Annotated in this window: 17 protein-coding genes; 13 read left to right on the top strand and 4 right to left on the bottom strand. The window is 71.4% G+C overall.

Translation table 11 applies throughout. The features are described from left to right. The first annotated feature begins 144 nt into the window (after positions 1–144). Both ACGFT2_RS05380 and ACGFT2_RS05375 read left to right on the top strand, forming a co-directional pair. Positions 145–483 (top strand): nuclear transport factor 2 family protein, encoded by a 339-nt coding sequence (locus ACGFT2_RS05380; RefSeq protein ID WP_393273682.1) that lies wholly within the window; start codon positions 145–147, stop codon positions 481–483. 336 nt (positions 484–819) lie between these two features. Beyond that, positions 820–2,157 (top strand): 6-phospho-beta-glucosidase, encoded by a 1,338-nt coding sequence (locus ACGFT2_RS05375; RefSeq protein ID WP_393273681.1) that lies wholly within the window; start codon positions 820–822, stop codon positions 2,155–2,157. 343 nt (positions 2,158–2,500) lie between these two features. Here ACGFT2_RS05375 and ACGFT2_RS05370 read toward each other — a convergent pair whose 3' ends face one another. Next, complete coding sequence (locus ACGFT2_RS05370; protein ID WP_393273679.1) at positions 2,501–3,616, bottom strand: ATP-grasp domain-containing protein; 1,116 nt, start codon at positions 3,614–3,616, stop codon at positions 2,501–2,503. A 394-nt stretch (positions 3,617–4,010) separates the two neighbouring features. Between ACGFT2_RS05370 and ACGFT2_RS05365 the strand changes: the two genes are divergently transcribed. Together ACGFT2_RS05365 and ACGFT2_RS05360 are read left to right on the top strand one after the other, a co-directional pair. After that, the gene (locus ACGFT2_RS05365; protein ID WP_393273677.1) at positions 4,011–4,916 is read left to right on the top strand and encodes a metallophosphoesterase family protein; all 906 of its coding nucleotides are present in this window, start codon (positions 4,011–4,013) and stop codon (positions 4,914–4,916) included. Continuing rightward, positions 4,864–5,544 (top strand): 4'-phosphopantetheinyl transferase, encoded by a 681-nt coding sequence (locus ACGFT2_RS05360; RefSeq protein ID WP_393273675.1) that lies wholly within the window; start codon positions 4,864–4,866, stop codon positions 5,542–5,544. Before ACGFT2_RS05365 ends, ACGFT2_RS05360 begins: the two co-directional genes overlap by 53 nt. Before the next feature lie 152 nt (positions 5,545–5,696). Here ACGFT2_RS05360 and ACGFT2_RS05355 read toward each other — a convergent pair whose 3' ends face one another. The 3 genes from ACGFT2_RS05355 to ACGFT2_RS05345 form a co-directional block, all read right to left on the bottom strand. Next, positions 5,697–5,924 (bottom strand): hypothetical protein, encoded by a 228-nt coding sequence (locus tag ACGFT2_RS05355; protein WP_393273674.1) that lies wholly within the window; start codon positions 5,922–5,924, stop codon positions 5,697–5,699. Between the two features lie 395 nt (positions 5,925–6,319). Further along, positions 6,320–6,898, bottom strand: coding sequence for a toxin-antitoxin system, toxin component (locus ACGFT2_RS05350; protein WP_393273672.1), 579 nt, complete (start codon positions 6,896–6,898; stop codon positions 6,320–6,322). A 17-nt stretch (positions 6,899–6,915) separates the two neighbouring features. Continuing rightward, a complete protein-coding gene (locus ACGFT2_RS05345; protein ID WP_393273670.1) occupies positions 6,916–7,569 on the bottom strand; it encodes a helix-turn-helix domain-containing protein in 654 nt (217 codons plus the stop codon). Between the two features lie 239 nt (positions 7,570–7,808). Between ACGFT2_RS05345 and ACGFT2_RS05340 the strand changes: the two genes are divergently transcribed. The 9 genes from ACGFT2_RS05340 (at position 7,809) to ACGFT2_RS05300 (ending at position 20,067) form a co-directional block, all read left to right on the top strand. Then, a complete protein-coding gene (locus ACGFT2_RS05340) occupies positions 7,809–8,480 on the top strand; it encodes a hypothetical protein (RefSeq protein ID WP_393273668.1) in 672 nt (223 codons plus the stop codon). Between the two features lie 159 nt (positions 8,481–8,639). Continuing rightward, a complete protein-coding gene (locus ACGFT2_RS05335) occupies positions 8,640–9,638 on the top strand; it encodes a LacI family DNA-binding transcriptional regulator (RefSeq protein ID WP_393273666.1) in 999 nt (332 codons plus the stop codon). A gap of 140 nt (positions 9,639–9,778) precedes the next feature. Continuing rightward, positions 9,779–11,131 carry an ABC transporter substrate-binding protein gene (locus ACGFT2_RS05330; protein ID WP_393273663.1) on the top strand — a complete coding sequence of 451 codons (1,353 nt, stop codon included), beginning with the start codon at positions 9,779–9,781 and terminating at the stop codon, positions 11,129–11,131. Positions 11,132–11,136: 5 nt separating this feature from the next. After that, a complete protein-coding gene (locus ACGFT2_RS05325; RefSeq protein ID WP_393273661.1) occupies positions 11,137–12,090 on the top strand; it encodes a carbohydrate ABC transporter permease in 954 nt (317 codons plus the stop codon). Next, positions 12,087–12,965, top strand: a complete 879-nt coding sequence (locus tag ACGFT2_RS05320; RefSeq protein WP_393273659.1) for a carbohydrate ABC transporter permease — start codon at positions 12,087–12,089, stop codon at positions 12,963–12,965. The genes ACGFT2_RS05325 and ACGFT2_RS05320 overlap by 4 nt, the downstream gene beginning before the upstream one ends. A 37-nt stretch (positions 12,966–13,002) precedes the next feature. Further along, entirely contained in the window at positions 13,003–14,619 is a 1,617-nt protein-coding gene (locus tag ACGFT2_RS05315) for an alpha-amylase family glycosyl hydrolase (RefSeq protein ID WP_393273657.1), read from the top strand. Positions 14,620–14,669: 50 nt separating this feature from the next. Beyond that, positions 14,670–16,847, top strand: a complete 2,178-nt coding sequence (locus ACGFT2_RS05310) for a discoidin domain-containing protein (RefSeq protein WP_393273655.1) — start codon at positions 14,670–14,672, stop codon at positions 16,845–16,847. A gap of 259 nt (positions 16,848–17,106) precedes the next feature. After that, on the top strand, positions 17,107–19,155 hold the full coding sequence (locus tag ACGFT2_RS05305; protein WP_393273654.1) for a phosphocholine-specific phospholipase C: 2,049 nt from the start codon (positions 17,107–17,109) through the stop codon (positions 19,153–19,155). A gap of 66 nt (positions 19,156–19,221) precedes the next feature. Beyond that, on the top strand, positions 19,222–20,067 hold the full coding sequence (locus ACGFT2_RS05300; RefSeq protein ID WP_393273652.1) for a phospholipid scramblase-related protein: 846 nt from the start codon (positions 19,222–19,224) through the stop codon (positions 20,065–20,067). Positions 20,068–20,094 lie beyond the last annotated feature (27 nt).

Here is a 20,094-nt window from a genome sequence, read left to right as displayed (position 1 = left end):
TGTGCTCCGCGCCCCGTGCGCCGTCAAGCCTCGAAGCACAGAAAGTCCCATCCCTGCAAAGGGGTTCACGAGCCGAAGGCATCCGGCCCGGCGGCGGAGATATCGTGGCCGGGTACGGTCCACCCCCACGACCGAGGACAGCGTATGAACGGCTCTCCGGCCGGCGTCGTCGAGGCGGCGTTCCGTCACTACTGGTCACAGGACCGTGAGGCGGCCCTTCCCCTCTACGCCGACGACTTCACCTTCACCAGCCCCCGGGACGACCACATCGACAAGGCGGCGTTCTTCGAGCGCTGTTTCCCCACCGCCCACCGGTTCACCGAGCACCGGATCACCCACCTAGTCGCCGCGGACGAGGAACTGGTCCTCGTCCATTACGAGTACGAGCTGAGCAGTGGTGAGCGCTATGGCAACGTCGAGGCGATCACCGTGCGGGACGGCCTCATCCGGGAGGTACGGGTCTTCTTCGGGGGCAGGGTCTGAACCGGCGCCGGGCCGGACGCCGGACCGGGCGGGACGGCGGGGCCGCACGCCGCCGCGCCGGGCCCCGGGGCCCGCAGTCGCACCCGGGGGGCGCACACCTGCGTGCCGCGCGGTGCCCACGGCTCGTCCCCGGCGGTCGTCACGCGCAACGTAAGCCGCAGAGGCCGGCGGAGCGGTGACTTCGCGGGCCGGTCGTGCGGCCCCGTACAGTTCGGGCGGGACGGGCCGCGGCCCGGTGGGGAGGACGGCCGCGCGGTGGCCGGCCGCTCATCACCAGGCCGCCGCGAGGGGCCCGCCGAGGTGGCCGTGGCGGGAATTCCGGGAAAGGTGCAGGACGTGAGGCTGACGATTCTGGGCGGCGGCGGGTTCCGGGTGCCGCTGGTGTACGGGGCGCTGCTGACCGACCACGCCGAGAGGCGGGTCACCGAGGTCGTCCTGCACGACCTCGACGAGGGCCGGCTCCGCGCTGTGACCCGGGTCCTGGCCGAACAGGCCGCCGGCCTCCCGGACGCACCGCGGGTGACGGCCACCACCGACCTGGACGAGGCCCTGCGCGGCGCGGACTTCGTCTTCTCGGCCATCCGCGTGGGCGGCCTGGAGGGACGGGCGGCCGACGAGCGGGTGGCGCTCGCCGAGGGCGTGCTCGGCCAGGAGACCGTCGGCGCGGGCGGTATCGCGTACGGCCTGCGTACCGTCCCGGTCGCCGTCGACATCGCGCGGCGCGTGGCCCGCCTCGCACCGGACGCCTGGGTCATCAACTTCACCAATCCGGCCGGCCTGGTCACCGAGGCCATGTCCCGCCACCTCGGAGAGCGCGTCATCGGCATCTGCGACTCACCGGTCGGCCTGGGCCGGCGCATCGCCCGCGTCCTCGGCGCCGACCCGGAGGAGGCCTTCGTCGACTACGTCGGCCTCAACCACCTCGGCTGGGTGCGGGGTCTGCGCGTCGCCGGACGCGACCGGCTCCCGCTCCTGCTCGACGACCCCGCGCTGCTGGGCTCGTTCGAGGAGGGCAGGCTCTTCGGCGCCGACTGGCTGCGGTCGCTCGGCGCGATCCCCAACGAGTACCTGCACTACTACTACTTCAACCGGGAGACCGTCCGCGCTTACCGGGAGGCCGAGCAGACCCGCGGCGCCTTCCTGCGCGAACAGCAGGCCGGGTTCTACCGGGAGGCGGGGGACCCCGGCGTCTCCGCGCTGCTCGCCTGGGACCGTACCCGCGCCGAGCGCGAGGCCACCTACATGGCGGAGAACCGGGAGAGCGCCGGCGCGGGCGAACGCGAAGCCGACGACCTGTCCGGCGGCTACGAGAAGGTCGCCCTCGCCCTGATGCGGGCCATCGCCCGCGATGAGCGCACCACCCTCATTTTGAACGTGCGCAACCGCTCCACGCTGTCCGTCCTCGACGCCGACGCGGTCGTCGAGGTGCCCTGCCTGGTCGACGCGGGCGGCGCGCACCCCTTGGCCGCGGAGCCGCTGCCCGGGCACGCCGCCGGACTGGTCTGCTCGGTCAAGGCCGTGGAGCGTGAGGTGCTCGCCGCCGCCGAGTCCGGTTCCCGGGAGACGGCCGTGAAGGCCTTCGCGCTGCACCCGCTGGTGGACTCCGTCACCGTGGCCCGCAGGCTGGTCGAGGGTTACACCGAGGTCCATCCGGGCCTGGCCTACCTGAAATAGACGCCGTCGGCCGGTCTCTTCGCGCAGGTGTGACCGGCCTCCTTCGCTCAGTACGGTCGCTTCTCCAGCGGCGTCCGCCGGCCGGTCCGACGGCGGAGGGCCGCTCCGCCGAGCGGCCCTCCGCCGTCGGACCCGATCGCCAGCCGGTGAATCCGGCGGTGATCGAGGTGAACTGCCAGGTGCGTCGCCGTACATGCCGGCGCCGCCGCCGAAGGTGACGCGCGCGGTCTCCCTGTCGGGACGGGGCTGTCAGGGAGTGCGGGGAAAGTGCGAAACGGGTGCGCCCATGAATTCGGTATGGACCGATCCCGCCGTCAAGTGGGCGGCCCGAACCGGCCCGTGACTACAGCGGCAGCACCTCGGCCGGCGAAGCCGCCTGCATGGGCACCGCGGGCAGCAGGGCCTCCGCCGACCCCACCCGCTGCCGGGGCAGCGCGGCGGGCAGCAGCGGGCGCGGCCCCGACACCACCGTGTAGTCCGGCCCGAGGAACGGCGGCTCGATGAACCCCGGGTCCTCGCCCAGCGCCAACCGCACCGCCGCCCAGGGCACGTTGATCCCGCAGAGGGACAGCTGGTGCAGGCCGCCGGCGGGCCGCGTGTTGACGTCGAGCAGCACCGGGCGGTCACCGAACATACGGAACTGGATGTTGGACAGGTGGTGCAGCCCGAAGCCCTCGGCGACCAGCCTGGCAGGCTCCAGCCACCGCTCGTCCAGGGTGAAACCCCGGCGGCGGCCGTTCTTGGTGCGGCCCACCGCGAGCCGGAGCCGGTTGTCGGTGCCGGTCAGGCAGTCGACGGACACCTCGGGCTGGTCCAGCCGGGGCATCACCAGCCAGTCCACCGGCTCCTCGGCCCGGGTCAGCGCCTCGATCACCGAGTCCAGCCGCACGTACGGACCGGGGAAACCGGCGAGGTCGGCCAGCGAGCAGGAGGTGCGCGTGATCACCCGGAAGCCGACCCCGCCGGCCCCGGCCGCCGGCTTGAAACAGGCCTTGTGCCCGGACGACTCCAACTCCTCCACCGCGCAGCGCAGTTCGTCCGCCGTGCGCACCCGCCACCAGGGTGGCACCGGGACGCCGACGGAACGGACCGCCTCGTACGCGGTGGCCTTGTCCTCGAACACGGCCACCGCCTCGGGCGTCGGCGCCAGCAGGGCCGTACCCGCCGCCGCGAAGTCGGCGCGGTGCGCCACGATCGCCGCCTGGTGCAGCCTGGGCACGAAGACGTCGATGCCGCGCCGGGCGCACTGGTCCAGGGCGTACTCGACGTACCCGGCGGGGGACAGGCCCTCCGGCTCCAGGTCCGCGGTGTCGGCGGCGGCCAGCACGGGGGAATCGGGGTCCGCGTGGGTGGCGTGGATCTCCACCGCGCGGTCGCTGGGATTTCTCCGCAGCTGATCCATGAAGAACACGTTCTCCGCGTACGTGCGGTTGAGCCAGACGCGTACGCGAGAGACCATGCAGGCCGCCTTTCACGGGGTGCGGGCAGGGCTGAGCGGCCCGTGCCCGGGCAGGAAGGAGGAAGGGACGCCGAACAGCCCCGTGCGAAGGGGGATGAGGGGTGTTGGCGTTGGGCCGATCATACGGCTTGCGAAGGTGCCCGCGTGCAACGCGCAGGTTACGGATTCCCGGCTTCCAACCGGTGGCGGCCGGCCCCCGCAGTGCGTCCGCGCCCGGTGCGGCGCGGCCCTCCCCGGCGCGGTGCCGGGACATGTCCGGCCGGGCCGTCTTCCCTACGCCGGGCGGGTGTTCGGCGCCAGGTGGAAGCCGGTGCCCGGCCCGAAACATCTTGTCCACCGTATGGAAATGTGTTCTCGTGGTGTCCACGACCGATGATCGGAAAAGGGGTGCGGGGTGGAGACGACGGCCGGGGCCGGACAGCTGCTGGCCATCAGCGACCTGCACATCGGCTACCCGGAGAACCGGGCCCTGGTCGAGAGCATGCGCCCCGCCGGCGACGACGACTGGCTGATCGTGGCAGGCGACGTCGCGGAGAAGGCCGCCGACATCCGCTGGGCGCTCGGCACGCTCGCGGACCGCTTCCGCAAGGTGCTGTGGGCACCGGGCAACCATGAGCTGTGGACCCACCCGAAGGACCCGGTCACCCTGCGCGGCGTCGCGCGCTACGAGCACCTGGTCGAGCTGTGCCGGGAACTGGGCGTGCTCACCCCCGAGGACCCGTACCCGGTGTGGCACGGCGCCGGCGGCCCGGTCGCCGTCGCCCCGCTGTTCCTCCTGTACGACTACTCGTTCCTGCCGGCCGGCTGCGCCACGAAGGCCGAGGGCCTCGCCTACGCTGAGGGCACGGGCATCGTCTGCAACGACGAGTACCTGCTGCACCCCGACCCCTATCCGACCCGTGAGGACTGGTGCCGGGCCCGGGTCGCCGAGACGGAGCGCAGGCTCGAGGCGCTGCCCGAGGGCCTGCCGACCGTGCTCGTCAATCACTATCCGCTGGACCGGCATCCCACCGAGGTCCTGTGGCACCCCGAGTTCGCCATGTGGTGCGGGACGAGCGCGACCGCCGACTGGCACCGCCGGTTCCGCGTCGCCACGATGGTCTACGGCCATCTGCACATCCCCCGCACCACGTGGCACGACGGAGTCCGCTTCGAAGAGGTCTCCGTGGGGTATCCCCGCGAGTGGCGCAAGCGCCCCGGGCGCCCGGGAACGCTACGTCGTATTCTGCCGATGGAGGTCGAAGCCGGTGATCGAGGAGCTGCTCCCGGAGTCGGTCGTGGCCGTGGAGGCACACCGTGACGACCCGCTGTGGGACGCCCCGCTCCACCCGGAGGAGCAGACGTTCGTCGCGCGTGCCGTGGCCAAGCGCCGCCGCGAGTTCGCGGCCGTGCGCGGCTGTGCCCGGCGTGCCATGGAGAAGCTCGGCGTGCCGCCCCAGGCCATCGTCACCGGCGAGCGGGGCGCCCCGCGCTGGCCGGACGGTCTGATCGGCAGCATGACCCACTGCGACGGCTACTGCGCCGCCGCCCTGGTCCGCGTCGGCGACCTTGCGTCCGTCGGCATCGACGCCGAACCGCACGGCCCGCTGCCGGACGGCGTGGGAGCCACCGTCTTCCTGCCGGCCGAGGCCGAACGGCTGGCCCGGCTCGCCGGGCAGCGGCCCGCCGTGCACTGGGACCGGATCCTGTTCAGCGCCAAGGAGTCCGTCTACAAGGCGTGGTACCCCCTCACCCGCAAGTGGCTGGACTTCTCGGAGGCCGACATCACCCTGAGTCCACACCCCGGCGGCGGACCGGCCGGCACCCTGCACGCCGAGCTTCTCGTCCCCGGGCCGCTGGTCGGCGGCCACCGGCTGCAGTCCTTCGACGGCCGCTGGGCCGTACGCGACGGAGTGGTGGCCACGACCGTCGTCGTACCGCACGCCTGACCCCGCCGCCCGGCCCGTCCTCGGCGGGCGCGTGCGGCAGCGCGGCCGCGTCGGGCCGGACCTTTCGTGGCCGCTGCCACCGGGTGCGCATCGCGAGGCCTCCGCCGCCGGCCTCGCGGCGCACGTGCCGGCGGCGGACCGGCTCCGGCCGGTCAGGAGGCCGGGCACCATTCGCGCAGCAGCAGGAAGAACCGCTCCTCGTTGCCCGAGAGTCCCGCCCGGTCCAGGGCCGCCTCCGCCTCGGCGAGCACGCTGGGCGGGACGACGGCGGGCCGGTCGCCGTCCGGCGGCCCGTCGAAGGCGGCGCGCACCGTATGCAGCAGCCGCAGGTAGGCCTGGACGGCGGTGCGCTCACGGTCGGTCAGTACGGCGGTGGGCATCGGTCGGCTCTCCCCGGGTAGGCGTCACGGTCACGCGCCCTGCGGCGCCGTGCGCCGAGTCGTACGGCGCACGATTCCAGCTTGCCGTCCACCACTGACAACGCCGTCCGGCGCCGCGTCGGTTCGCCCGCTCAGCGGAGGTGAAAGGGCGGCGCATCCGGCGGACGGACTCCCGGCCGTGCGGCTGGCCGGTCGCGCGGCGACATGGCGACGGGGCGACGGGGCAGTGCGGCGATGCGGCCGTGCGGCGAGGCGGTATCAAGGTCACGCGCCGTACAGTCATGCGGTCATGCGCCGTACCGCCCTGCGGTCCTGCGGTCGTGCGGTCGTGCGGTCGTGCCGCGATTGTGCGATGCGGCGGGACCTGGTCAAACTCCGTGGCGCCCGCGTCCGGCTCAGCCCTGCGAGCCCCGATATCCCAGGGACGCGCCGATGCGGCCGACGAGGCCGTCGTGTTGCACCGGGCCGCGCGGCGCGGAACCGATGAGCCGGGTACGGCACTTGCTGGCCAGCAGCAGTCCGAAGGTCTCGGCCTGCCGTTCCTCGACGTGGTCGAAGCGGGTATGGGCCGCGACGCGGCGCCCTGCCGCCCGCGGCCCGACACGGTCGGTGCCGTCCCGGTCCGCGTCGGCGAGCAGCCGCCGCGCTCCACCCGGCCCCTCCCCGTGGCCGCCGTCCTGACCGCGCTGGTGTGCCTGCATGTGCCACAGTTCGTGGCCCAGGATCACCAACTGGTGCTCGGGGGCCGTGCGTTCCTCCACGACGATGAGATCACGGTCGGCCAGATCCAGCCAGAGCCCGCTCGCCGTTCCCGGCGGGAAGACGGCCGTACGGCAGAGCACGGGGCGGCCGCGGCGACCGCTCATCGCCTCGCACAGCGCGCGGTACAGCTCGTGCGGCGGCGCGGGTGCGGGCGTCGCGAGTCCGCTCACCAGCTCGTCGCACAGCCGGCGCATCTCCCTGGGGACGCCCACGGTCCACCCCCGGCTCACTACTCGGGTCGTTTGACGCTCTCCAGCAGCATGTCGAGCCACTCGGCGACCTTGTCCCGGTGCTGATCGGTGGGCAACTGGGCGGCACGCCAGGCGATTCCGCGCACCCCGTGGTCCTGCAGCAGCCGCTCCAGCGGATCCTCGGCCGCCTCCGCCGCGGCCCGCTCCCGGTCGGCGAGCTTCTGCAGCAACTCCTGCTCGGTGCGCTGCAGGGCGCCGGCCAGTGCCTCGGGATCCTCCGCGGTGAGGAAGCCGGCGTGCACCCGGAAGAAACGCTGCAACGCGTCGCAGTGCTCCATCGTGGGCCGCCGGTCGCCGTTGATGAGCGCGCCGGCCTGCTGCCGGGACATGCCCGCACCGTCGGCGATCTCCTGCTGGGTGTACCTGCGGCCGTTGGGCTTCAGCCGCGTGCGCCGCAACAGGTCCAGGCGCTGCAGGAATCGCGCCTGGACATCGGGTTCGCCCGCCGGCCGCCCGCTGAGCAGGGCCTTGACCACCGGCTCGGGCACACCGCAGCCGGTGCAGAGCCGCCCGACGTCGAAGACCTCGGCGTGCGCCACACCGAGCCGGTCGGCGAGCGCGGTGACGCGGGCGACGACGGCCGGCAGCTGGGCGGTCGCCGCGGCGCCCGGATCCTCGTAGCCATCCGTCACCGACAGAACTCCTACGTCTCTCGAGGGTTTCAGACGCGTGCGTGCTTCTCGCAAGCGGTCGCCGTGAACTTCCCGGAGAGTAGCGGGTGCCTCGAACTCACATCCAGGTCTCGCCACAACTGTGGCGAATTTCAGCCGTCGAGCGGCATGAAATGCCACGATAGTTGACACCGATCGTGGCGGGCAGCAGGATCACATCGCCGCGTGAAGGCCGCAGAGGCAAGAGGGGTGACCTCCCGATGGCATATCAGGCAGGAGGGCGGCGGCCGGCACCGCGGCCCGTCCCCGAGACCTGCGCGACCCAGTCGTACCTGGCGGACTACGCCACGCTGCTGGAGTCCCTGCCCTACCCGTCCCTTGTCGTCGACCGGCACTGGAACGTCGTCATGGCCAACAACGCCTTCGGGACGCTCTTCCGCGGCATGCGCCCCCATCCGACGGCCATGCCCGGCGACAACTTCCTGCGGTTCGTCCTGTTCCACCCCGACGCGGGCGAGGTCCTCGGCGAGCACGAGCCGGGCTGGTGCCTGCCGATGCTGGCCCACCTGCGCACCGCGCTGGAGAGCGGCGGTCACGACCACGAACTCCAGGCGATCCGCCGGGACATCGCCCAGGACCCGCTCATGGAGGCCGCCTACCGGCAGGGTCTGCCGCACTGGATCCGGGCCGTCGGAGAGGCCGCCACCCGGCTCGACGGGGCCGTCCGGCTGCTGCTCCACCCCGACCCGCGCCGGGGTCCCGTGGAGTGCCGCATCGTGGAGGAGACCCCGCAGACCCTGCGGGACCTCGGCCACCGGCGTCTGACCATGGTCCTGCGCGAGCCCCGCCGGGCGGTCGCGCAGGTGCGCCGCTCGCGCCGGCACCGCGGCACGGGCACCCATCTGACGGTCGTTTCGGCACCCGAGGACTGACCCGGCACCGCCGGTGTTCAGGTCACCGGCGGCGCCGGGTCGAAACGGGCCGGCCCCCTGCCACGGGACCTGCCCCTGTCCACGGCCCCCGCCCGGCCCGCCGATTCACCGCGTACCGTTACGCAAGCTGTTTGCGTTGCTTGCGCTAGGCTTGCATGCATGACGCGACGACTTGCGGAAGTGGCGAAGAAGGTCGGGGTCAGCGAGGCCACGGTCAGCCGGGTGCTCAACGGCAAACCCGGGGTCTCGGACGCCACCCGGCAGTCGGTGCTGTCCGCACTGGACGTGCTCGGCTACGAGCGGCCCACCCAGCTGCGCGGCGAACGCGCCCGGCTCGTCGGCCTGGTCCTGCCGGAGCTGCAGAACCCCATCTTCCCCGCCTTCGCCGAGGTCATCGGAGGCGCCCTCGCCCAGCTGGGGCTCACCCCGGTGCTGTGCACGCAGACCAAGGGCGGTGTCTCGGAGGCCGACTACGTCGAGCTGCTGCTGCAGCAGCAGGTCTCCGGAGTGGTCTTCGCCGGCGGTCTGTACGCGCAGGCCGACGCGCCGCACGACCACTACCGGCTGCTCGCCGACCGGCACATCCCCGTCGTGCTGGTCAACGCGGCCATAGAGCACCTCGGCTTCCCCGGCGTGTCCTGCGACGACGCCGTCGCCGTGGAGCAGGCCTGGCGGCACCTGGCCTCCCTGGGGCACGAGCGCATCGGCCTGGTCCTCGGCCCCGCCGACCACGTGCCCTCGGCCCGCAAGCTGGCGGCCGCGCGGGCGATCACCGGCGACCTGCCCGAGGAGTTCACGGCGCGCGCCATCTTCTCCATCGAGGGCGGCCACGCCGCGGCCTCCCGGCTCATCGACCGCGGCGTCACCGGCATCATCTGCGCCAGTGACCCGCTCGCGCTCGGCGCCGTACGGGCGGCCCGCCGCAAGGGGTACGACGTCCCGGGCCGGATCTCCGTCGTCGGCTACGACGACTCGGCCTTCATGAACTGCACCGAACCGCCGCTGACCACCGTGCGCCAGCCGATCGAGGCCATGGGCCGCGCGGCCGTCGAGCTGCTGAACGTGCAGATCGGCGGCACCGCCGTATCCGCGGAGGAGCTGCTGTTCGAGCCCGAGCTGGTGGTGCGCGGGTCCACCGCGCAAGCGCCGCGTCCCTGAGAACCGCAGGCTCGGCGGAGTCCTTCCATCCGCTGTCAAATAATTACAGATTCTGCGCGCCATCTTGCGGTCACTTGCCGGCGGTGCTTGAGTGTGCGGCGCCCACCGCTCCTGCCATGAGTGCCACGAGGGGTCCACCGATGAGAAGCACCGGGTTCCGCCGTACCTATGTCGCGATCGGCGTCTGTTCCGCCCTCGCGCTTGCCGCTACCGCCTGCGGGTCGAGTGACGACGACGCGGCGGACGGCAAGACGCGCATCACCGTCAACTGCGAGCCGCCGAAGAGCGCCAAGGTCGACCGGAAGTTCTTCGACGCGGACGTCGCCGCGTTCGAGAAGCAGAACCCGGACATCGACGTCGTCCCCCACGACGCATTCCCCTGCCAGGACCCGAAGACCTTCGACGCCAAGCTCGCCGGCGGTCAGATGGAGGACGTCTTCTACACGTACTTCACCGACGCGGGCCACGTCGTCGACATCAACCAGGCGGCCGACCTCACGCCGTACCTGAAGGAACTGAAGAGCTACGGCACCATCCAGAAGCAGCTGCGGGACATCTACACCGTGGACGGCAAGGTCTACGGCATCCCGCGCACCGGGTACTCGATGGGACTGATCTACAACCGCAAGCTCTTCGGGAAGGCCGGACTCGACCCGGACAAGCCGCCGGCGACCTGGGAAGAGGTCCGCGCCGACGCCAGGAAGATCGCGGCCCTCGGCGGCGGCACCGTCGGATACGCCGACTACAGCGCCCAGAACCAGGGCGGCTGGCACTTCACCGCCGAGCTGTACTCGCAGGGCGGCGACGTCGTCGGCCCCGACGGCAGGAAGGCGACGATCGACACCCCCGAAGGCCACGCCGTCCTGCAGAACCTGCACGACATGCGGTGGACGGACGACTCGATGGGCAGCAAGCAGCTCCTCGTCATCAACGACGTCCAGCAGCTGATGGGTTCGGGCCGGCTCGGCATGTACCTCGGCGCCCCGGACAACATCCCGATCCTGGTCAAGGAGAAGGGCGGCGACTACAAGGACCTCGCCCTCGCCCCCGTGCCCGGCGGGAAGGGCACCCTCATCGGCGGCGACGGCTACATGTTCGGCAAGAAGGACAGCCCGGCCCAGATCCGCGCCGGCCTGAAGTGGCTCGACCACATGTTCCTCACCCCCGGATCCGGCTTCCTCGGCGACTACGCGCGCTCCAAGCAGAACGACGCCCCCGTCGGCCTGCCCGAGCCGCGCCTGTTCACCGGCGCCGCCGACGCCAAGGACCAGCAGCTCAAGAAGGCCAACGCCAATGTGCCGGTGGACAACTACCAGGCCTTCCTGGACGGCAACCAGCAGCTGCAGATGAAGATCGAGCCGCCGAACGCCCAGCAGATCTACTCGGTCCTCGACGGCGTCGTCTCCGCCGTCCTCACCAAGAAGGACGCGGACATCGACCAGCTCCTCGAGGACGCCTCCGGCAAGATCGACAGCATCCTGGCCCGGAGCTGACCGCCATGACGAAGACGGCCGAACGGCGGCTCCCGGCACAGCCGGCCGCCCACCCGGTCCCGGCGCCGCCCCCGGCAGGGGACCGGAGGCGGCGCCGCCTCGTCGACCAGGCCCGCGCCTACGGCTTCCTCCTCGGCGGCCTGGTCTGCTTCGCCCTGTTCTCCTGGTACCCGGCGATCCGGGCGGTCGTGATCGCCTTCCAGAAGTACACGCCCGGCTCCTCGCCCGAGTGGGCCGGCACCGCCAACTTCACCCGCGTCCTGCACGACCCCGAGTTCACCGCGGCCTGGCGCAACACCTTCACGTTCACGCTGCTGGCCCTGCTCATCGGCTTCGCCGTCCCCTTCGCCCTGGCGCTCGTCCTCAACGAACTGCGGCACGCCAAGGCCTTCTTCCGGGTCGTGGTCTACCTGCCGGTGATGATCCCGCCGGTGGTCAGCGCCCTGCTGTGGAAGTGGTTCTACGACCCGGGGGCCGGCCTCGCCAACGAGGCGCTGCGCTTCGCGCACCTGCCCACCTCGAACTGGTCCAACGGCGCCGACACCGCGCTCGTCTCCCTGGTGATCGTGGCCACCTGGGCCAACCTGGGCGGCACCGTCCTCATCTACCTGGCCGCCCTGCAGTCCATCCCGGGCGAGCTGTACGAGGCCGCGGAACTGGACGGGGCGAACCTGCTCCAGCGCATCCGGCACGTGACGATCCCGCAGACCCGGTTCGTCATCCTCATGCTGATGCTGCTTCAGATCATCGCCACCATGCAGGTGTTCACCGAGCCGTTCGTCATCACCGGTGGCGGCCCCGAGAACGCGACGGTCACCGTCCTCTACCTCATCTACAAATACGCCTTCCTCTACAACGACTTCGGCGGGGCCTGCGCGCTCAGCGTGATGCTCCTCGTCCTGCTCGGCGTCTTCTCCGCGATCTATCTGCGGCTCACCCGGGCCGAGGGGGACGCATGAGCGGGACCCGCACCCTGATCTCCCCGGCCACCCTCGCCCGCCCGCGTGGAAAGGCCGCCTACTGGACGGTGTTCACGGCCGTCGTGCTCCTCTTCGCGCTCGCCTTCCTCTTCCCGGTCTACTGGATGGTGACGGGCGCGATGAAGTCCCCGGACGAGGTCGCCCAGACCCCGCCGACGCTGCTGCCGAAGCACTGGCACACCGGCGGCTACACGGACGCCTGGGACCTGATGCAACTGCCGCGGCACCTGTGGAACACGGTGGTGCAGGCGGCCGGCGCCTGGGCCTGCCAGCTCGTGTTCTGCACGGCAGCCGCCTACGCCCTGTCCAAGCTGAGACCCGCCTTCGGCAAGGTCGTCCTGGGCGGCATCCTGGCCACCCTCATGGTCCCGGCACAGGCACTCGTCGTACCCAAGTACCTCACCGTCGCCGACCTGCCGTTCCTGCACACCAGCCTGCTCAACGACCCGCTCGCCATCTGGCTGCCGGCCGTCGCCAACGCCTTCAACCTGTATCTGCTCAAGCGGTTCTTCGACCAGCTGCCACGCGATGTGCTGGAGGCCGCCGAGATCGACGGCGCCGGCAAGCTGCGCATCCTGTGGTCGGTGGTGCTGCCCATGTCCCGGCCGGTCCTCGGCGTGGTGTCCATCTTCGCCCTGGTGGCCGTCTGGCAGGACTTCCTGTGGCCGCTGATGGTCTTCTCCGACACCGGCGAACAGCCGATCAGCGTGGCGCTCGTCCAGCTGTCGCAGAACATCCAGCTCACCGTGCTCATCGCCGCGATGGTGATCGCCAGCATCCCGATGGTGGCGCTGTTCCTCGTCTTCCAGCGGCACATCATCGCCGGGATCAGCGCGGGCAGCACCAAGGGCTGAACCGCCCTGGAGCCCCCGAGACAGAAAGGCACGCACCGTGGGACAGCCCACCCCTGCCCGCAACCCCCAGCCGGACCAGGACTGGTGGCGCTCCGCCGTCATCTACCAGGTGTACGTCCGCAGCTTCGCGGACGGCGACGGCGACGGCACCGGCGACCTCGCGGGCGTCCGCGCCCGGCTGCCGTACCTCGCCGAACTCGGCGTGAACGCCCTGTGGTTCACCCCCTGGTACCTGTCGCCCCTGAAGGACGGCGGCTACGACGTCGCCGACTACCGGACCATCGACCCGGCCTTCGGCACCCTGGCCGAGGCGGAGAAGCTCATCGCCGAGGCCCGTGAGTCGGGCATCCGCACCATCGTCGACATCGTGCCCAACCACGTCTCCGACCGGCACCCCTGGTTCCGGGCGGCGCTCGCCGCCGGACCCGGCAGCCCGGAGCGGGAACTGTTCCACTTCCGGCCCGGCCGCGGCCCGGACGGTGAGCTGCCGCCCAACGACTGGCCGTCGCAGTTCGTCGGCTCCACCGAACCGGTGTGGACCCGGCTGCCCGACGGCGACTGGTATCTGCACCTGTTCACCCCCGAGCAGCCGGACCTCAACTGGGCGCACCCGGCGGTCCGCCGGGAACACGAGGACATCCTGCGGTTCTGGTTCGAGCGGGGCGTCGCCGGTGTCCGCATCGACTCGGCGGCCCTGCTCGTCAAGGACCCGGAGCTGCCCGACCTCGCCGCGCACCCGCAGCCGCACCCGTTCGTCGACCGCGACGAACTCCACGACGTCTACCGCTCCTGGCGATCCGTCGCCGACGCCTACGACGGCGTGTTCGTCGGCGAGGTGTGGCTCCCCGACGCCGAGCGCTTCGCCCGCTATCTGCGCCCCGACGAACTCCACACCGCCTTCAACTTCTCCTTCCTCGCCTGCCCCTGGGACGCCGAGCGGCTGCGCGCCTCGATCGACACCACCCTGGCCGAGCACGCCCCCGTCGGGGCCCCGGCCACCTGGGTGCTGTGCAACCACGACGTCACGCGCACCGTCACCCGCTACGGCCGCGAGGACACCGCCTTCGACTTCGCCGCCAAGGCCTTCGGCACGCCGACGGACCTCGCGCTCGGCACCCGGAGGGCCCGCGCGGCCGCCCTGCTGTCGCTGGCGCTGCCCGGATCGGTGTACGTCTACCAGGGGGAGGAACTGGGCCTGCCGGAGGCCGACATCCCGGCCGACCGCGTCCAGGACCCCATGTACTTCCGATCGCACGGCGTCGACCCCGGCCGCGACGGCTGCCGGGTGCCGCTGCCGTGGGCCGCCGGCCTGCCGTACGCGGGATTCGGCTCGCGCGAGGAGCCGTGGCTGCCGCAGCCGGCCGGCTGGCCGTCGTACGCGGTCGACCGCCAGCGCGACGATCCGCGGTCCATGCTCTCCCTCTACCGCGAGGCCATCGCCACCCGTCCGGTCTTCGGCGACGGACCCCTCACCTGGCTGCCCGCCCCCGACGGGGTCCTCGCCTTCTCCCGTGCCGGAACAGCGGTGTGCGTGGTCAACCTCGAGCCCGCCCCCGCCGATCTCCCCGCACACTCACGAATCCTGCTCAGCAGCGGTCCCCTGGACGACGCGGGCCGGCTGCCGCAGGACACGGCGGCCTGGCTGCGCGCCTGAGCCGGCCACGCACAGCTGTCCCCGCACCCCCACCACGAAGGGATCAGCACATGCACAGAAGTACCGCCAGATATGTCAGGAGCATGCCGGCCATCGGCGCGGTCGTCGCGCTCGCCGCCGGCATGCTCGTCACCGTGGCCCCGGCCGCGCACGCGGCCGCGGGTGCCACGCTTCCCTTCACCTCCGTGGAGGCCGAGTCCGCGACGACCGACGGCACCCGGATCGGACCCGACTACACCCAGGGCTCCCTCGCCTCGGAGGCCTCCGGCCGGCAGGCCGTGCGGCTGACGGCCGGTCAGCGCGTGGAGTTCACCGCGCCGCGCGCGGCCAACGCGTTGAACATCGCCTACAGCGTCCCCGACGGCCGGTCCGGTTCGCTGAACGTGTACGTCAACGGCACCAGGCTCGCCAGGACCGTCCCGGTGACCGCGAAGTACTCGTACGTCGACACCGGCTGGATCGCCGGCGCGAAGACGCACCACTTCTTCGACGACGCCCGGCTGCTGCTGGGGCGGAACGTCCAGGCCGGCGACCGGATCGCCGTCGAGTCGGCCGGTACCCAGGTGACCGTGGACGTCGCCGACTTCGAGCAGGTCGCCGCGGCCGCCGCCCAGCCCGCCGGTTCGGTGTCGGTCGTGTCCAGGGGAGCCGATCCCAGCGGCAACGGCGACTCCACCCAGGCGTTCCGGGACGCCATCGCCGCCGCCCGGGGCGGAACCGTCTGGATCCCGCCGGGCGACTACCGCGTCACATCCTCCCTGAGCGGCGTGCAGAACGTGACCCTGCGGGGCGCCGGCAGCTGGTACTCGGTCGTGCACACCTCCCGCTTCATCGACCAGTCCGGCTCCGCCGGCAACGTCCACATCAGGGACTTCGCGGTCATCGGTGAGGTCACCGAACGCGTCGACTCCAGCCCCGACAACTTCGTCAACGGCTCCCTCGGCCCCAACTCCTCCGTGTCCGGCATGTGGATCCAGCACATGAAGGTCGGCCTGTGGCTCACGGGCAACAACGACAACCTGGTGGTCGAGAACAGCCGCATCCTCGACACCACCGCCGACGGACTCAACCTCAACGGCAACGCCCGCGGGGTCCGCGTCCGCAACAACTTCCTGCGCAACCAGGGCGACGACTCGCTCGCGATGTGGTCGCTGTACTCGGCCGACACCGACAGCAGCTTCGAGAACAACACCATCTCGCAGCCCAACCTCGCCAACGGCATCGCCGTCTACGGCGGCACCGACATCGCCGTACGGAACAACCTCGTCTCCGACACCAACGCCCTCGGCAGCGGCATAGCGATCTCCAACCAGAAGTTCGCCGACCCCTTCTCCCCGCTGTCCGGCACCATCACCGTCGACGGCAACACACTGGTGCGTACCGGCGCGATCAACCCCAACTGGAACCACCCGATGGGCGCGCTGCGCGTGGACTCCTACGACAGCGCCGTCGACGCGACCGTTGACATCACCAACACCACCATCACCGACAGCCCCTACAGCGCCTTCGAGTTCGTCTCCGGCGGCGGACAGGGACACCCGGTCCGGAACGTCGACGTGACCGGTGCGACCGTGCGCGGCACCGGCACGGTCGTGGTCCAGGCCGAGGCGCCGGGAGCGGCCACCTTCCGGAACGTCACCGCCACCCAGGTGGGCGCCGCGGGCACCTACAACTGCCCCTACCCGGCGAACTCGGGCTCCTTCACGCTCACCGACGGCGGCGGCAACTCCGGCTGGCCCGGCACCTGGGCGGACTGCTCCACCTGGCCCCAGCCCGGTCACGGCAGCCCCGACCCCGACCCCGGCCGCAACCTCGCCAAGGGCCGGCCGGCCACCGCGACCGGCTCCCAGGACGTCTACACCCCCGGCAAGGCCGTCGACGGCGACGCGGGCTCCTACTGGGAATCGGCCAACAACGCATTCCCGCAGTCCCTGACGGTCGACCTCGGCTCCTCCTACGCCGTACGGCGGCTGGTGCTGAAGCTGCCCCCGTCCACGTCCTGGGGCGCCCGCACACAGACCATCGCCGTGCTCGGCAGCACCGACGGCGCCGGCTACACGACCGTGCTGGGCTCCCAGGCGTACCGCTTCGACCCGGCCACCGGCAACACGGCCACCGTCACCCTGCCCGTGTCCACCAGCCTGCGCCACCTCCGGCTCAGTGTGACCGCCAACACGGGCTGGCCGGCCGCCCAGCTCAGCGAGGTGGAGGCCTACCTGACGCCCTGAGTGCCGCCGCCCGCCGCCGCGTCTTCGGAGCAACGCCTTCGGAACGCGGCGGCGATCCACGGACTTCCGCCGATCAGCCCGGAACGAGAGCCGGTCGACGGCGCCGACGCCGGTGGTACGCCGCACCGCACGGACCGCCGAGATTCACACGGGCGCCACCAGACCCTTCCCTGACGTTTGTTGCTCTTGGAACACTCACTCCGCGCAGATTCCGTCATCTGACGGGATCACGTACGTCAGGATGAGAGGGTCCTCACTCATGTCCGAAGTCAATCGGCGGCGATTCCTGCAACTCGCGGGAGCCACCACCGCCTTCACGGCGCTGTCCGGCAGCATCCAGCGTGCCGCGGCACTGCCCGCCCAGTCCCGCACCGGATCGGTGGAGGACGTCGAGCACATCGTCGTGCTGATGCAGGAGAACCGTTCCTTCGATCACTACTTCGGCTCGCTCAAGGGAGTCCGGGGCTTCGGCGACCCACGTCCCGTCACACAGAACGGCAAGTCCGTCTGGAGGCAGTCCGACGGCAAGAAGGACATCCTGCCGTTCCACCCGGACGCCGACGACCTGGGCCTGGCCTTCATCCAGGACCTGCCGCACGGCTGGAGCGACGGCCATGCCGCCTTCGACCAGGGCAAGTACGACAAGTGGGTGCCCGCCAAATCCGCGACGACGATGGCGTACCTCACCCGGAACGACATCCCGTTCCACTACGCCCTCGCCGACACGTTCACCGTCTGCGACGCCTACCACTGCTCGTTCATAGGCTCCACCGACCCCAACCGCTACTACATGTGGACCGGGCACACCGGCAACGACGGCAAGGGCGGCGGTCCGGTCCTCGGCAACGAGGAGGCGGGCTACGGCTGGACGACGTACCCCGAGCGGCTGGAGCAGGCGGGCGTCTCCTGGAAGATCTACCAGGACATCGGCGACGGCCTCGACGCCGCCGGCTCCTGGGGCTGGATCGGGGACGCCTACCGGGGCAACTACGGCGACAACTCCCTCCTCTACTTCGATCAGTACCGGAACGCGCAGCCCGGCAACCCGCTGTACGACAAGGCCCGCACCGGCACCGACGCGAGGAAGGGCGAGGGCTACTTCGACCGGCTGAAGGCGGACGTGAAGTCCGGCGAGCTGCCCCAGGTGTCCTGGATCGTCGCCCCAGAGGCCTTCACCGAGCACCCCAACTGGCCCGCCAACTACGGCGCCTGGTACATCGCGCAGGTCCTGGACGCGCTCACTTCCAACCCCGACGTATGGGGCAGGACCGCGCTGTTCATCACCTACGACGAGAACGACGGGTTCTTCGACCACGTGATCCCGCCCTACCCGCCGGCCTCCGCCGCCCAGGGCCGGTCCACCGTCGACGCCTCCCTGGACCTGTTCAAGGGTGACGCCGGGCACGCCGCCGGCCCCTACGGGCTCGGCCAGCGGGTGCCCATGCTGGTCGTCTCCCCCTGGAGCAAGGGCGGTTACGTCTGCTCCGAGACCTTCGACCACACCTCGATCATCCGGTTCATCGAGCGCCGTTTCGGTGTACGCGAGCCGAACATCTCACCCTGGCGGCGCGCCGTCTGCGGCGACCTGACGAGCGCCTTCGACTTCTCCCGCAAGGACACCGCACCGGCCGCGCTGCCCTCCACGGCCGGCTACCAGCCGCCGGACCGCAACCGTCACCCCGACTATGTGCCCACCCCGCCCGCCAACCCCTCCCTGCCCAAGCAGGAACGCGGCAGCCGGCCCGCCCGGCCGCTGAAGTACGCACCGGTGGTGGACGGCTCCGCGGACACAGCGGCCGGGAGGTTCACGCTCACCTTCGCCTCGGGGGCGCAGGCGGGTGCGGCCTTCCTCGTCACCTCGGGCAACCGCGCCGACGGCCCCTGGCCCTACACCACCGAGGCCGGCAAGACCCTCTCCGACACCTGGAACTCCACCTACTCGGGCGGCTCCTACGACCTCGCCGTTCACGGCCCGAACGGCTTCCTGCGTGTCTTCAGGGGCCGCAACGCGGTCGCGGGCCCCGAGGCCACCGCACGGTACGCCGGCGACCGCGTGGAGCTGACGTTCACCAACAAGGGATCCGGCACGGTGGAGCTGAAGGTCACGAGCGGCTACGGCGGCGGCCCGGGCACGGTGACCGTACGGCCCGGTGCCACCGTGAAACGGACCTTCGACCTGACGGCGAGCCTGCGCTGGTACGACCTGACCGTCACCTGCGCCACCGACCCGGCGTTCCTGCGCGGGTTCGCCGGGCACGTCGAGAACGGGCTGCCCGGGGTCAGCGACCCGGCGATCGTGACGGGGTGAACGGGCGGTGAACACCGTTCCGTGCGGACTGGTCAGGTACCGGTCACATCAAGGTAGTGTGCCCCGGTGACCACGCAATCGAACACTCCTGCAGGCTGGTACCCGGATCCGCACGGAGCGGCTCAGACGCTCCGCTACTGGGACGGCTCGCAGTGGACCGAGCACACCAACCCGGCGCAGCAGGCCGCCGTGCAGGCGCCGCCGCAGGCCGCTCCCCAGCAGCCGGCCTTCCCGCAGCAGCAGACCGCCGACGCCAAGGTGCAGCGCCAGGTGCAGCGGCAGGCCGGCGTCGCCGGCGGCGGCCCGGGCGGCGGCACCCTCTTCACCGAGCCCGTCCTGGTCGTGAACCAGAAGGCCAAGCTGATCGAGCTGACCAACGAGTACAAGGTCATGGATCAGAACGGCCGGGAGCTCGGGTCGGTCACCCAGGTCGGCCAGGGCGTGCTGAAGAAGATCCTGCGCTTCGTCTCCAGCCTGGACCAGTTCATGACGCACAAGCTGGAGATCCGCGACGCCTACGGCCAGCCGCAGCTGCTGCTGACCCGGCCGGCGAAGATCTTCAAGTCCCGGGTGATCGTGACCCGTCCGGACGGGTCGCAGGTCGGCGAGATCGTCCAGAAGAACATGATCGGCAAGATCAACTTCGCGATGAACGCGAACGGCCAGCAGGTCGGCGCGATCAAGGCGGAGAACTGGCGGGCCTGGAACTTCGCGATCGTCGACCACGCGGACAACGAGGTCGCCCGGATCACCAAGACCTGGGAGGGCCTCGCCAAGACCCTGTTCACGACCGCGGACAACTACGTCCTGCAGGTCCACTACCAGCTGCCCGAGCCGCTGCTGAGCCTCGTGGTGGCGACGGCCCTGACCGTCGACACCGCGCTCAAGCAGGACGCGCGCGGCTGGGGCTGAGACCGCCCGGGCAGCTACGGCGACGGC

The sequence above is a fragment of the Streptomyces sp. NPDC048514 genome (assembly GCF_043199955.1).
Classification (GTDB): domain Bacteria; phylum Actinomycetota; class Actinomycetes; order Streptomycetales; family Streptomycetaceae; genus Streptomyces.
Note: the sequence above shows the minus strand (reverse complement) of the source record. Positions and strands in the feature narration are given on the sequence as shown.

Excerpts from the sequence above, each read along its gene's own strand:
- ACGFT2_RS05340 (WP_393273668.1), top strand. The coding sequence starts at position 7,809 with ATGGCATATCAGGCAGGAGGGCGGCGGCCGGCACCGCGGCCCGTCCCC.
- ACGFT2_RS05310 (WP_393273655.1), top strand. The coding sequence starts at position 14,670 with ATGCACAGAAGTACCGCCAGATATGTCAGGAGCATGCCGGCCATCGGC.
- ACGFT2_RS05355 (WP_393273674.1), bottom strand. The coding sequence starts at position 5,924 with ATGCCCACCGCCGTACTGACCGACCGTGAGCGCACCGCCGTCCAGGCC.
- ACGFT2_RS05305 (WP_393273654.1), top strand. The coding sequence starts at position 17,107 with ATGTCCGAAGTCAATCGGCGGCGATTCCTGCAACTCGCGGGAGCCACC.
- ACGFT2_RS05325 (WP_393273661.1), top strand. The coding sequence starts at position 11,137 with ATGACGAAGACGGCCGAACGGCGGCTCCCGGCACAGCCGGCCGCCCAC.
- ACGFT2_RS05380 (WP_393273682.1), top strand. The coding sequence starts at position 145 with ATGAACGGCTCTCCGGCCGGCGTCGTCGAGGCGGCGTTCCGTCACTAC.
- ACGFT2_RS05330 (WP_393273663.1), top strand. The coding sequence starts at position 9,779 with ATGAGAAGCACCGGGTTCCGCCGTACCTATGTCGCGATCGGCGTCTGT.
- ACGFT2_RS05370 (WP_393273679.1), bottom strand. The coding sequence starts at position 3,616 with ATGGTCTCTCGCGTACGCGTCTGGCTCAACCGCACGTACGCGGAGAAC.
- ACGFT2_RS05320 (WP_393273659.1), top strand. The coding sequence starts at position 12,087 with ATGAGCGGGACCCGCACCCTGATCTCCCCGGCCACCCTCGCCCGCCCG.
- ACGFT2_RS05335 (WP_393273666.1), top strand. The coding sequence starts at position 8,640 with ATGACGCGACGACTTGCGGAAGTGGCGAAGAAGGTCGGGGTCAGCGAG.